Raw genomic sequence first — 12,994 nt, 5'->3', positions numbered from 1 at the left:
TGGCTATGGCCGAATCTGGCCGATGGCTCGCAGGAAGCCCGGATTAACAAGATGGCAGTGATTCTCCCCGTGTTCCGTAGAAAGTTCCCCTTACTGGTGACCGGTGGCCTGCTGGCTATGCAGCCGCTCGCTTCCTCGACCGCCACGGCGGCCGAACAGTTCAACTGCACCCCCTCCGGCGGCAGCTGGGACTGCTCCGCGCAGCAGCCGGCCAGCGCCCTGCCGCCGCGTCCGGAGCATACCGAAAGCTCGGTCAGCACCCCCGCCAGCGGCGGCGCTGAAGGCGCAGCCGTCGCAGGTGCGGCTGCCGGCGCCGAAGAGCCCAGGCAGAAGCTGGTCACCGAGAGCGGCGGCAAGGGCCTCAAGTCGCGCAGCGCCGACTACAGCCACCTCGACTGGGTCCCGCGGGAGAAGCTCACCGCCGCCCAGCTGGCGGAAGTCGGCCCGTACTGCAGCGGCGCCTACATCGAACCGACCCGCCCGGGCATGAACGACAAGACCCCGCGCGACGAGGCCCCGACCTACGTCTCGGCGAAGGTCTCGCGCTACGAGCAGGAGTCGCAGGTCGCGACCCTGGCCGGCAACGTGGTCCTGCGCCAGGGCAGCATGCAGGTGGAGGCCGACGAGGCCAACCTGCACCAGGCCGAGAACCGCGGCGAGCTGGCCGGCAACGTGCGCCTGCGCGACAACGGCGCGCTGATCGTCGGCGACCACGCCGACCTGCAACTGGACAACGGCGAGGCGAAGATCGACAACGCCGAGTACGTCATGCACCAGGCCCAGGTCCGCGGCAGCGCGCTCTACGCCAAGCGCCAGGAAGACGCCATCATCCAGCTCAAGGACGGCACCTATACCCGTTGCGAGCCGGGCAGCAACTCCTGGTACGTCAAGGGCAACAACATCAAGCTGAACCCGGCCACCGGCTTCGGCACCGCGACCAACGCGACCCTGCGGGTGAAGGACATTCCGGTGTTCTATACCCCCTACATCTATTTCCCGATCGACGATCGCCGCCAGTCCGGCTTCCTGCCGCCCACCCTGGGCAGCACCAGCGACACCGGCATGTTCGTGGTCACCCCGTACTACTTCAACCTGGCGCCGAACTACGACGCCACGCTGTTCCCGCGCTACATGGCCAAGCGCGGTCTGATGATGGAAGGCGAGTTCCGCTACCTGACCCACAGCAGCGAGGGCCAGGTCACCGCCGCCTACCTGAACGACAAGGACGACGACCGCGAAGGCCAGCCGCACTTCACCGACCAGCGCTGGATGTACGGCTGGAAGAACACCAGCGGCCTGGATTCGCGCTGGCTGGCGCAGGTGGACTACACCAAGATCAGCGACCCGTACTACTTCCAGGACCTGGACACCTCCCTGGGCCTGGGCTCGCCGACCTACGTGAACCAGCAGGGCGCCCTGACCTACCGCGGCGACGACTTCACCGCGCGCCTCAACGCCCAGGCCTACCAGTTGGCCACCGTGACCGACGTGACGCCATATGACCGCCTGCCGCAGCTGACCCTCGACGGTCGCCTGCCCTACCACCCGGGCGGCCTGGAGTTCACCTACGGCAGCGAACTGGTGCGCTTCGACCGCGACCTGGACGAGGACGTCTACTTCGATACCGACGGCAACGTGCTCGGTCAGCGCCCGGACGTGAACATCTCCGGCCTGGCCCGCGCCACCGGCGACCGTGCGCACTTCGAGCCGGGTGTCAGCCTGCCGCTGGCCAGCAGCTGGGGCTTCCTGACGCCGACGCTGAAGGCGATGTACACCAAGTACGACCTGGACCTGGACGGCACCGGCAAGGCGCAGCTGAACAGCTCGACCAACTACGGCGAAGTCAGCTACGACAGCAGCCCCGACCGCTCGCTGCCGCTGGTCAAGCTCGACGGCGGCCTGTACTTCGACCGCGACACCACGTTCGGCGGCACCAAGTTCCGCCAGACCCTGGAGCCGCGCGCCATGTACCTGTACGTGCCGTACCGCAACCAGGACAACCTGCCGAGCTTCGACACCGGCGAGTTCAACTTCAGCTACGACTCGCTGTGGCGCGAGAACCGCTTCACCGGCAAGGACCGCATCGGCGACGCCAACCAGCTGTCCCTGGGCGCCACCTCGCGCTTCATCGAGGACAACGGCTTCGAGCGCGCCTCCGTCAGCGCCGGCCAGATCTACTACTTCTCCGACCGCCGCGTGCAGCTGCCGGGCCTGACCGAGAAGTACATCCGCAACTACAACCTGGCGAACCCGAACAACCCGATCGACAACCCCGACGCGGACACCTGGCGCTCGCCCTACGCCCTGCAGGGCGTCTATCGCTTCAACCACGACTGGCGCCTGAGCTCGGACTACAACTGGAACCCCAACACGCACCACACCGACAGCGGCAGCGTGATGTTCCACTACCAGCCCGAAGCCGAGCCGCAGAAGGTGTTCAACGCCGGCTACCGCTACCGCGCGGACAGCAAGTCGTTCGACCCGAACCTCGGCCGCTTCAGCTACAACAGCGACGAGTACAAGATCGAGCAGCACGACTTCTCGGTCATCTGGCCGATCGTCCCGCAGTGGAGTGCCATCGCCCGCTGGCAGTACGACTACAACCAGAACCGCACCCTCGAGGCCCTCGGCGGCTTCGAATACGACAGCTGCTGCTGGAAACTGCGACTGGTCAACCGCTACTGGCTGAAGTACGACGACGACAACTTCTACACGTCCGACTCCAAGGCCGACCGCGGCATCTTCCTGCAAATCATCCTCAAGGGCCTTGGCGGCGTTGTAGGCAACCAAGTCGAAGGCTTCCTCGACCAAGGCATCCAAGGTTATCGTCAACGTGAAGACAGCTCTATGTAATGCCCTGCGCCCGCTGATGCTGGGCGCCCTGCTGGTCTGTTCCGCAGCCCACGCCGAAGTCACCCCGCTGGACCGTGTCGTGGCCATCGTCGACAACGACGTGGTCATGCAGAGCCAGCTCGACCAACGCCTGCGCGAAGTCCGCCAGACCATCGAGAAGCGCGGCGCGCCGCTGCCGCCCGAGCACGTGCTGACGCAGCAGGTGCTCGAGCGCCTGATCATCGAGGACATCCAGCTGCAGATCGGCGAGCGCTCCGGCATCCGCATCACCGACGAGGAGCTGAACCAGGCCATGGGCACCATCGCCCAGCGCAACAACCTGAGCCTGGACCAGTTCCGCGCCGCCCTCGCCCGCGACGGCCTGTCCTACGACGACGCCCGCGAGCAGGTGCGCCGCGAGATGATCATCAGCCGCGTGCGCCAGCGCCGCGTGGCCGAGCGCATCCAGGTCAGCGACCAGGAAGTGCAGAACTTCCTGGCCTCCGACCTGGGCAAGATCCAGCTCTCCGAAGAGTACCGCCTGGCCAACATCCTCATCCCGGTGCCGGACGGCGCTTCGCCGGAAACCCTCCAGGCCGCCGGCAGGCAGGCCCAGGAGATCTACCAGCAGCTCAAGCAGGGCGCCGACTTCAACCAGCTGGCGATTTCCCGCTCGGCCGGCGACAACGCCCTGGAAGGCGGCGAGATCGGCTGGCGCAAGGCCGCCCAGCTGCCCTCCCCGTTCGACGGCATGGTCGGCAGCCTGGCCGTGGGCGACGTCACCGAGCCGGTGCGCACCCCCGGCGGCTTCATCATCCTCAAGCTGGAAGAGAAGCGCGGCGGCAGCAAGATGGTGCGTGACGAGGTGCATGTCCGCCACATCCTGCTCAAGCCCAGCGAAATCCGCAGCGACGAGGAAACCCAGAAGCTGGCGCAGAAGCTCTACGAGCGCATCCAGAGCGGCGAAGACTTCGGCAAGCTGGCCAAGCAGTTCTCCGAAGACCCGGGCTCGGCGCTGCACGGCGGCGACCTCAACTGGGTCGATCCGGAATCCCTGGTGCCGGAATTCCGCGACGTGATGAACAGCATCCCGCAGAACCAGCTGTCCAAGCCGTTCCGCTCGCCGTTCGGCTGGCACATCCTGGAAGTCCTCGGTCGCCGCGCCACCGACAGCAGCGACAAGTTCCGCGAGCAGCAGGCCGCCCAGGTCCTGCGCAACCGCAAGTACGACGAGGAACTGCAGGCCTGGCTGCGGCAGATCCGCGACGAAGCCTACGTCGAGATCAAGCTGTAAGCCCCGCGCGCGACACAGGAACCCGGCCCCAAGGCCGGGTTTCTTTTTATCCGCGCCCCACTTGGGCGTAGAGTGGGCCCATCCCGAACAACCCCGGCCGCCGGCGCGGCCGATGCCTCAGAGACACCCGCCATGCAAGCCTCCAAGCCATTCGCCCTCACCCCCGGAGAGCCGGCCGGCATCGGCCCGGACCTGTGCCTGCTGCTGTCCCGCCAGGCTCAGCCCCAGCCGCTGGTGGCCATCGCCAGCCGGCAGATGCTGGCCGAGCGCGCCGCCCTGCTGGGCCTGGACATCCAGTTGCTGGAAACCGGCCCAGGCCAGTGGCCGCAGGCGCCCGCCCCGGCAGGCTCGCTCTATGTCTGGGACACCCCGCTGGGCGCGCCGGTAAAAGCCGGCCAGCTCGACCCGGCCAATGCCGGCTACGTGCTGCAGACACTGACCCGCGCCGGCCAGGGCTGCCTGGACGGCAGCTTCGCTGGGATGATCACCGCGCCGGTGCACAAGGGCGTGATCAACGAAGGCGGCGTGGCCTTCTCCGGGCACACCGAGTTCCTCGCCGAGCTGACCCGTACCCCGCAGGTGGTGATGATGCTCGCCACCCGCGGCCTGCGCGTGGCGCTGGTGACCACCCACCTGCCGCTGCGCGAGGTGGCCGACGCCATCACGCCCGAGCGCCTGGCGCGCGTCACCCGCATCCTGCATGCCGACCTGCGCGACAAGTTCGGCCTGGCCGAGCCGCGCATCCTGGTCTGCGGCCTCAACCCCCACGCCGGCGAGGGCGGCCACCTGGGCCACGAGGAAATCGACGTCATCGAGCCCACCCTGGAGCGCCTGCGCGGCGAAGGCATGCATCTGGTCGGCCCGCTGCCGGCCGATACCCTGTTCACCCCCAAGCACCTGGAACACTGCGACGCTGTGCTGGCCATGTACCACGACCAGGGCTTGCCGGTGCTCAAGTACAAGGGCTTCGGCGCGGCGGTGAACGTCACCCTGGGCCTGCCGATCATCCGCACCTCGGTGGACCACGGCACCGCCCTGGACCTGGCCGGCACTGGCCGCATCGACGGCGGCAGCCTGCAGGTGGCGCTGGAGACGGCTTACCAGATGGCGGCTAGTCGGATTGATAGTTGAAAGCTGGAAGCTGGAAGCTGGAAGCTGGAAGCTGGAAGCTGGAAGCTGGAAGCTGGAAGCTGGAAGCCAGGACGAAAGCGCATTTTTCGTACCAGCGCCAGGCTGGTAACATCGGCATATGCGTCTTTCTCTTCCAGCTTCTAGCTTCAGGCTTCTAGCTGCTCCCTGGAACTCCCTATGTCTTCCGAGCTTTTCCAACATCGCGCGCGCAAGCGCTTCGGCCAGAACTTCCTGCACGACGCCGGGGTGATCCACCGCATCCTGCGCGCCATCGCCCCCAAGGAAGGCCAGCACCTGCTGGAGATCGGCCCGGGCCAGGGCGCCCTCACCGAAGGCCTGGTGGACAGCGGCGCGCAGTTGGACGTGATCGAGCTCGACCTCGACCTGATCCCGCAGCTGAAATGGCGCTTCGGCCTCAAGCCGAACTTCCGCCTGCACCAGGGCGATGCCCTGAAGTTCGACTTCGCCACCCTGCCCCAGGCCGGCGAGAAGCTGCGGGTGGTCGGCAACCTGCCCTACAACATCTCCACGCCGCTGATCTTCCACCTGCTGGAGCACGCCGGGATCATCCAGGACATGCACTTCATGCTGCAGAAGGAAGTGGTCGAGCGCCTGGCCGCCAAGCCCGGCGGCGGCGACTGGGGCCGGCTGTCGATCATGGTCCAGTACTTCTGCCGGGTGGACTACCTGTTCACCGTCGGCCCGGGCGCCTTCAACCCGCCACCCAAGGTGGAGTCGGCCATCGTCCGCCTGGCGCCCTACGCCGAGCTGCCGCACCCGGCCAAGGACCACCGCCTGCTCGAACGCATCGTCCGCGAAGCCTTCAACCAGCGCCGCAAGACCCTGCGCAACACCCTGCGCAGCCTGATGTCCATCGAAGACATCGAGGCCGCCGGCGTCGACCCCAGCCTGCGCCCGGAGCAACTGGACGTAGCCGACTTCGTGCGCCTAGCCAACCGCCTGGCGGAACTGGCCCCCGAGCTGTGAATCCCTCGACGAGACGCCCGAGCCGAGCATGAGCGACCCCCGATACCAGATTTCCGTCAGCGTCACCACCCGCCACCTGCCCGAACAATCGCAGCCGGAGCAGCAGCGCTACGTCTTCGCCTACACGGTGACCATCCACAACCAGGGCGAGCAGGCGGCCAAGCTGCTGAGCCGCCACTGGATCATCACCGACGGCGACGGCCACGTGCAGGAAGTGCGCGGCGCCGGCGTGGTAGGTGAAAAGCCGCTGATCGAGCCGGGCGCCAGCCATACCTACACCAGCGGCACCGTGCTGGCCACCAAGGTCGGCAGCATGTCCGGCAGTTACCAGATGGTCGCCGCCGATGGCCACCATTTCGATGCCGAAATCCCGGTGTTCCGCCTCGCCGTTCCCGGAGCGCTGCACTGATGGCCACCTACGCCGTGGGCGACCTGCAGGGCTGCCTGGAACCGCTCAAGCAACTGCTGCAGCGGGTTGCCTTCGACCCCGCCCGCGACAAGCTGTGGCTGGTGGGCGACCTGGTCAACCGCGGCCCGCAGTCGCTGGAAACCCTGCGCTTCCTCTACGCCATGCGCGATTCGGTGGTCTGCGTGCTGGGCAACCACGACCTGCACCTGCTGGCCGTGGCCTACAACGCCGAGCGCCTGAAGAAGGCCGACACCCTGCGCGAAATCCTCGAGGCGCCGGAGCGCGACGACCTGCTCGACTGGCTGCGCAACATGCCCCTGGTGCACCACGACGCCGAACGCGACGTCACCCTGGTGCACGCTGGCATCCCGCCGCAGTGGAGCATCGAGAAATCCCTGCAGCGCGCCGCCGAAGTGGAAGAGGCCCTGCGCGACGACCAGCGCCTGCCGCTGTTCCTCGAAGGCATGTACGGCAACGAGCCGGCCAAGTGGGACAAGAAGCTGCACGGCATCGACCGCCTGCGGGTGATCACCAACTACTTCACCCGCATGCGCTTCTGCACCCCCGACGGCAAGCTCGACCTCAAGAGCAAGGAAGGCCTGGATACCGCGCCGGCCGGCTACGCCCCCTGGTTCAGCTACCCCGAGCGCAAGGCCGCCGGGCGCAAGATCATCTTCGGCCACTGGGCGGCGCTGGAAGGCCAGTGCGACGTGCCCGGCCTCTACGCACTGGACACCGGCTGCGTGTGGGGCGGTAGCATGACCCTGCTGAACGTCGACAACGGCGAACGCATCGCCTGCAGCTGCGCCGGCAACGCCGGCTGAGCCCACCCACAGAGCAGAGAACATGAGCGAATTCAAGCGCATCGCCCCCGAACAGGCCCACCAGCTGCGCCAGGCCGGCGCCCAGGTGGTGGACATCCGCGACCCGCAGAGCTACGCGATGGGCCACGTCACCGGTTCCCGCCACATCGATAACTACTCGGTGGCCGATTTCATCCGCCAGGCCGACCTCGATGCGCCGCTGCTGGTGTTCTGCTACCACGGCAACTCCAGCCAGAGCGCGGCCGCCTACTTCGTCCAGCAGGGCTTCACCGACGTGTACAGCGTCGACGGCGGCTTCGAACTGTGGCGCAGCGTCTATCCCGCGGATACCAGCAGCGGCCAGGCGGACTGAGGGGCCCGGCCGAGGTTCCACAAATAAATCTGTAACTTCTCACCCGATTCCCCTTTACAGGCCGGATAACGAACTATCCTTTTCCTCAGGCCATCCAAAAGGGGAGAGCCGGCCCACCGGCTTCCGGGAATCGGCAGTGACCATTTGGGGCGGTTCAGGGCGCAAGCCAGGTACCGTTGGAGTTCTGGGGGAAATTCGCCGGCCACGCTGGCAGCCCGCCCGCACCCACTCACACCGATCCCGTGCCGGCTCCATGCATCGAGCGAGGAGACGTCATGAGTATTTTCAGTCACTTCCAGGAACGCTTCGAAGCGACCCGCCAGGAGGAATACTCCCTGCAGGAGTACCTGGATATCTGCAAGCAGGACAAGACCGCCTATGCCACCGCGGCCGAGCGCATGCTGATGGCCATCGGCGAGCCGGAACTGCTGGATACCTCCACCGACCCACGGCTGTCGCGAATCTTTTCCAACAAGGTGATCCGCCGCTACCCGGCGTTCGCCGACTTCCACGGCATGGAAGAATGCATCGACCAGATCGTCGCCTTCTTCCGCCACGCGGCCCAGGGCCTGGAAGAAAAGAAACAGATCATCTACCTGCTCGGCCCGGTGGGCGGCGGCAAGTCGTCCCTGGCGGAAAAGCTCAAGCAGCTGATGGAGAAGGTGCCCTTCTACGCCATCAAGGGCTCGCCGGTGTTCGAATCGCCCCTGGGGCTGTTCAACCCGGATGAGGACGGCGCCATCCTCGAGGAAGACTACGGCATCCCGCGGCGCTACCTGCGCTCGATCATGTCGCCGTGGGCGACCAAGCGGCTCAACGAGTTCGGCGGCGATATCAGCCAGTTCCGCGTGGTCAAGCTGCACCCCTCGATCCTCAACCAGATCGCCATCGCCAAGACCGAACCGGGGGACGAGAACAACCAGGACATCTCCGCCCTGGTGGGCAAGGTGGACATCCGCAAGCTCGAGGAGTACCCGCAGAACGACGCCGACGCCTACAGCTACTCGGGCGCGCTGTGCCGGGCCAACCAGGGCCTGATGGAATTCGTCGAGATGTTCAAGGCGCCGATCAAGGTCCTGCACCCGCTGCTGACCGCCACCCAGGAGGGCAACTACAACAGCACCGAGGGCCTGGGCGGGCTGCCCTACAGCGGCATCATCCTCGCCCACTCCAACGAATCGGAGTGGCACAGCTTCCGCAACAACAAGAACAACGAGGCCTTCATCGACCGTATCTACATCGTCAAGGTCCCGTACTGCCTGCGCGTCACCGACGAGATCAAGATCTACGACAAGCTTTTGATCAACAGCTCGCTGGCCCACGCGCACTGCGCCCCGGACACCCTGAAGATGCTCTCGCAGTTCTCCGTGCTGTCGCGCCTGAAAGAGCCGGACAACTCCAACATCTACTCGAAGATGCGCGTCTACGACGGCGAGAACCTCAAGGACACCGATCCCAAGGCCAAGTCGATCCAGGAATACCGCGACGCCGCCGGGGTCGACGAGGGCATGGCCGGGCTTTCCACCCGCTTCGCCTTCAAGATCCTCTCCAAGGTGTTCAACTTCGACCCGCACGAAGTGGCGGCCAACCCGGTGCACCTGCTCTACGTGCTGGAGCAGCAGATCGAGCAGGAACAGTTCCCGCCGGAAACCCGCGAGCGCTACCTGCGCTTCATCAAGGAATACCTGGCGCCGCGCTACGTGGAGTTCATCGGCAAGGAAATCCAGACCGCGTACCTCGAGTCCTACAGCGAATACGGCCAGAACATCTTCGACCGCTACGTGCTCTACGCCGACTTCTGGATCCAGGACCAGGAATACCGCGACCCGGAAACCGGCGAAATCCTCAACCGCGCCGCCCTCAACGAGGAGCTGGAGAAGATCGAGAAACCGGCCGGCATCAGCAACCCGAAGGATTTCCGCAACGAAATCGTCAACTTCGTGCTGCGCGCCCGCGCCGGCAACAACGGCAAGAACCCCAGCTGGCTGTCCTACGAGAAACTGCGCGTGGTGATCGAGAAGAAAATGTTCTCCAACACCGAGGACCTGCTGCCGGTCATCAGCTTCAACGCCAAGGCCAGCAAGGAGGACCAGCAGAAACACAACGACTTCGTCCGGCGCATGGTCGAGCGCGGCTACACCGAGAAGCAGGTGCGCCTGCTGTCGGAATGGTATCTGCGCGTACGTAAGTCGCAGTAAAAAGCAGTTGAAAGCCGGATGCTGGAAGCCGGAAGCCAGAGGCATACCGTAACCCCCGGTTGCGGCCTGCTTCCAGCTTACCGCTTCCAGCTTCCAGCTCAGCCCGGAGGGCCTGTATGAGCTACGTCATCGACCGGCGTCTGAACGGCAAGAACAAAAGCACGGTGAACCGCCAGCGCTTCCTGCGGCGTTACCGTGAGCACATCAAGAAGGCGGTCGAGGAGGCCGTCAGCCGGCGCTCGATCACCGACATGGAGCACGGCGAGCAGATCAGCATCCCCGGCCGCGACATCGACGAACCCATCCTCCACCACGGCCGTGGCGGGCGGCAGACCATCGTCCACCCGGGCAACAAGGAATTCACCACCGGCGAGCACATCGCCCGGCCCCAGGGCGGCGGCGGTGGCCGTGGCGCCGGCAAGGCCAGCAACCAGGGCGAGGGGATGGACGACTTCGTCTTCCAGATCACCCAGGAGGAATTCCTCGACTTCATGTTCGAGGACCTGGAGCTGCCCAACCTGGTCAAGCGCCACATCACCGGCAGCGACACCTTCAAGACCGTGCGCGCCGGCATCAGCAACGACGGCAATCCCTCGCGCATCAACATCGTCCGCACCCTGCGCTCGGCCCACGCCCGGCGCATCGCCCTGACCGGCTCCACCCGCGGCAAGCTGCGCGCCGCCGTGGCCGAACTGGAACGGCTCAAGCGCGAGGAACCGGACAACCTCGGCGACATCCAGGCGCTGGAGCAGGAAATCGACCGCATGCGCGCGCGCATCGACCGCGTGCCCTTCCTGGACACCTTCGACCTCAAGTACAACCTGCTGATCAAGCAGCCCAACCCCACCTCCCAGGCGGTGATGTTCTGCCTGATGGACGTCTCCGGCTCCATGACCCAGGCGACCAAGGACATCGCCAAGCGCTTCTTCATCCTCCTGTACCTGTTCCTCAAGCGGAACTACGAGAAGATCGAAGTGGTGTTCATCCGCCACCACACCAGCGCCCGCGAGGTGGACGAGGAAGAATTCTTCTATTCCCGGGAGACCGGCGGCACCATCGTCTCCAGCGCGCTGAAGATGATGCAGGAGATCATGGCCGAGCGTTATCCCACCCACGAGTGGAACATCTACGCGGCCCAGGCCTCCGACGGCGACAACTGGAATGACGATTCGCCGGTGTGCCGCGATATCCTGATGAAACAGATCATGCCGTTCGTGCAGTACTACACCTACGTCGAGATCACCCCGCGCGAGCACCAGGCGCTGTGGTTCGAATACGAACGGGTGCGCGAAGCCTTCGAAGACAGCTTCGCCCAGCAGCAGATCGTCTCCGCCGCGGACATCTACCCGGTGTTCCGCGAACTGTTCCAGAGGAGGCTAGTCGCATGAGCAAGCGCCAGCCCATCGCCACCGGCTCGGAATGGACCTTCGACCTGATCCGCCAGTACGACCGGGAGATCAGCCGTATCGCCGAGCGCTACGCGCTGGACACCTACCCGAACCAGATCGAGGTCATCACCGCCGAGCAGATGATGGACGCCTACGCCTCGGTCGGCATGCCCATCGGTTATAACCACTGGTCCTACGGCAAGCATTTCCTCAGCACGGAAAAGAACTACAAGCGCGGGCAGATGGGCCTGGCCTACGAGATCGTCATCAACTCCGACCCCTGCATCGCCTACCTGATGGAGGAGAACACCCAGTGCATGCAGGCGCTGGTGATCGCCCACGCCTGCTACGGGCACAACAGCTTCTTCAAGGGCAACTACCTGTTCCGCACCTGGACCGACGCCAGTTCGATCATCGATTACCTGGTGTTCGCCAAGCAGTACATCATGCAGTGCGAGGAGCGCTACGGCATCGACGCGGTGGAAGACCTGCTGGACTCCTGCCACGCCCTGATGAACTACGGCGTCGACCGCTACAAGCGGCCCTACCCCATCTCCGCCGAGGAAGAACGGCAGCGCCAGAAGGAACGCGAGGAACTCATCCAGCGCCAGGTCAACGACCTGTGGCGGACCATCCCGCGCGCCGCCGGCAAGGACAAGGAACAGGAACTGGCGCGCTACCCCAGCGAGCCGCAGGAGAACATCCTCTACTTCATCGAGAAGAACGCCCCGCTGCTGGAGCCCTGGCAGCGCGAAGTGGTGCGCATCGTGCGCAAGGTGGCGCAGTACTTCTACCCGCAGCGCCAGACCCAGGTGATGAACGAAGGCTGGGCAACCTTCTGGCACTACACCCTGATCAACGACCTCTACGACGAGGGCCTGGTCACCGACGGCTTCATGATGGAGTTCCTCCAGTACCACACCAGCGTGGTCTACCAGCCCGGCTTCGACAGCCCCTACTACAGCGGCATCAACCCCTACGCCCTGGGCTTCGCCATGTACCGCGACATCCGCCGCATCTGCGAGGAACCCACCGAGGAAGACCGCCGCTGGTTCCCGGACATCGCCGGCAGCGACTGGCTGGCCACCCTCAAGTTCGCCATGAAGAGCTTCAAGGACGAGAGCTTCGTGCTGCAGTTCCTCTCGCCCAAGGTGATCCGCGAGTTCAAGCTGTTCAGCATCCTCGACGACGACCAGAAGGACGACCTGCTGGTCGACGCCATCCACGACGACGACGGCTACCGCAAGATCCGCGAGACCCTCGCCGCGCAGTACAACCTGGGCAACCGCGAGCCCAACGTGCAGATCTGGAACGTCGACCGCCGCGGCGACCGCTCCCTGACCCTGCGCCACCAGCAGCACGACCGCCAGCCGCTGGGCGAATCCACCGAGGACGTGATGAAGCACCTGCACCGCCTGTGGGGCTTCGACATCCACCTGGAAACCCTCAACGGCGAGCAGGTCGTGCAGACCCACCACATGCCCCCAAAGGGTGAACGCGAGAACGAGGACGGCTACCCGCGGCTGGACCTGATCATCCCGCCCATTTGATCGGTTGACCCTACCCGGGGCAGGATCGA

General features: G+C 65.4%; 10 protein-coding genes. All 10 read left to right on the top strand.

The genetic code is table 11. The annotated features are described in order from the left end of the window. Nucleotides 1-51: 51 nt before the first annotated feature. Entirely contained in the window at nt 52-2,853 is a 2,802-nt protein-coding gene (locus RN02_RS30770) for an LPS-assembly protein LptD (RefSeq protein WP_043319233.1), read from the top strand. After that, nucleotides 2,834-4,126: a peptidylprolyl isomerase SurA gene (gene surA, locus RN02_RS30765; protein ID WP_043319231.1), complete on the top strand. Its 1,293-nt coding sequence runs from the start codon at nt 2,834-2,836 to the stop codon at nt 4,124-4,126. The genes RN02_RS30770 and surA overlap by 20 nt, the downstream gene beginning before the upstream one ends. Before the next feature lie 132 nt (nt 4,127-4,258). Continuing rightward, the gene (gene pdxA, locus RN02_RS30760) at nt 4,259-5,257 is read left to right on the top strand and encodes a 4-hydroxythreonine-4-phosphate dehydrogenase PdxA (RefSeq protein ID WP_043319229.1); all 999 of its coding nucleotides are present in this window, start codon (nt 4,259-4,261) and stop codon (nt 5,255-5,257) included. 177 nt (nt 5,258-5,434) lie between these two features. Then, nucleotides 5,435-6,244 carry a 16S rRNA (adenine(1518)-N(6)/adenine(1519)-N(6))-dimethyltransferase RsmA gene (rsmA, locus tag RN02_RS30755; RefSeq protein ID WP_043319227.1) on the top strand — a complete coding sequence of 270 codons (810 nt, stop codon included), beginning with the start codon at nt 5,435-5,437 and terminating at the stop codon, nt 6,242-6,244. A gap of 28 nt (nt 6,245-6,272) precedes the next feature. Beyond that, a complete protein-coding gene (gene apaG, locus RN02_RS30750; protein WP_043319225.1) occupies nt 6,273-6,653 on the top strand; it encodes a Co2+/Mg2+ efflux protein ApaG in 381 nt (126 codons plus the stop codon). Then, complete coding sequence (locus RN02_RS30745) at nt 6,653-7,477, top strand: symmetrical bis(5'-nucleosyl)-tetraphosphatase (RefSeq protein ID WP_009615579.1); 825 nt, start codon at nt 6,653-6,655, stop codon at nt 7,475-7,477. Before apaG ends, RN02_RS30745 begins: the two co-directional genes overlap by 1 nt. 22 nt (nt 7,478-7,499) lie before the next feature. After that, the gene (gene glpE, locus RN02_RS30740) at nt 7,500-7,829 is read left to right on the top strand and encodes a thiosulfate sulfurtransferase GlpE (RefSeq protein WP_043269294.1); all 330 of its coding nucleotides are present in this window, start codon (nt 7,500-7,502) and stop codon (nt 7,827-7,829) included. A 275-nt stretch (nt 7,830-8,104) separates the two neighbouring features. Beyond that, entirely contained in the window at nt 8,105-10,027 is a 1,923-nt protein-coding gene (locus RN02_RS30735) for a PrkA family serine protein kinase (RefSeq protein WP_009615576.1), read from the top strand. Nucleotides 10,028-10,143: 116 nt separating this feature from the next. Next, nucleotides 10,144-11,415: a YeaH/YhbH family protein gene (locus RN02_RS30730; RefSeq protein ID WP_043269296.1), complete on the top strand. Its 1,272-nt coding sequence runs from the start codon at nt 10,144-10,146 to the stop codon at nt 11,413-11,415. After that, nucleotides 11,412-12,965, top strand: coding sequence for a SpoVR family protein (locus RN02_RS30725; protein ID WP_009615572.1), 1,554 nt, complete (start codon nt 11,412-11,414; stop codon nt 12,963-12,965). Before RN02_RS30730 ends, RN02_RS30725 begins: the two co-directional genes overlap by 4 nt. Nucleotides 12,966-12,994 lie beyond the last annotated feature (29 nt).

It is taken from the genome of Pseudomonas sp. PI1 (assembly GCF_000812405.1).
GTDB classification, from domain to species: Bacteria; Pseudomonadota; Gammaproteobacteria; order Pseudomonadales; family Pseudomonadaceae; genus Pseudomonas; species Pseudomonas citronellolis.
The sequence above is the reverse complement of the archived record's forward strand: the minus strand, read 5'-3'. Positions and strand labels throughout refer to the sequence as shown.

Bases quoted from the DNA above. Each gene is read 5' to 3' on its own strand.
- RN02_RS30725 (WP_009615572.1), top strand. From the start codon at position 11,412: ATGAGCAAGCGCCAGCCCATCGCCACCGGCTCGGAATGGACCTTCGAC.
- RN02_RS30745 (WP_009615579.1), top strand. From the start codon at position 6,653: ATGGCCACCTACGCCGTGGGCGACCTGCAGGGCTGCCTGGAACCGCTC.
- rsmA (WP_043319227.1), top strand. From the start codon at position 5,435: ATGTCTTCCGAGCTTTTCCAACATCGCGCGCGCAAGCGCTTCGGCCAG.
- glpE (WP_043269294.1), top strand. From the start codon at position 7,500: ATGAGCGAATTCAAGCGCATCGCCCCCGAACAGGCCCACCAGCTGCGC.
- apaG (WP_043319225.1), top strand. From the start codon at position 6,273: ATGAGCGACCCCCGATACCAGATTTCCGTCAGCGTCACCACCCGCCAC.
- RN02_RS30735 (WP_009615576.1), top strand. From the start codon at position 8,105: ATGAGTATTTTCAGTCACTTCCAGGAACGCTTCGAAGCGACCCGCCAG.
- RN02_RS30730 (WP_043269296.1), top strand. From the start codon at position 10,144: ATGAGCTACGTCATCGACCGGCGTCTGAACGGCAAGAACAAAAGCACG.
- RN02_RS30770 (WP_043319233.1), top strand. From the start codon at position 52: ATGGCAGTGATTCTCCCCGTGTTCCGTAGAAAGTTCCCCTTACTGGTG.
- pdxA (WP_043319229.1), top strand. From the start codon at position 4,259: ATGCAAGCCTCCAAGCCATTCGCCCTCACCCCCGGAGAGCCGGCCGGC.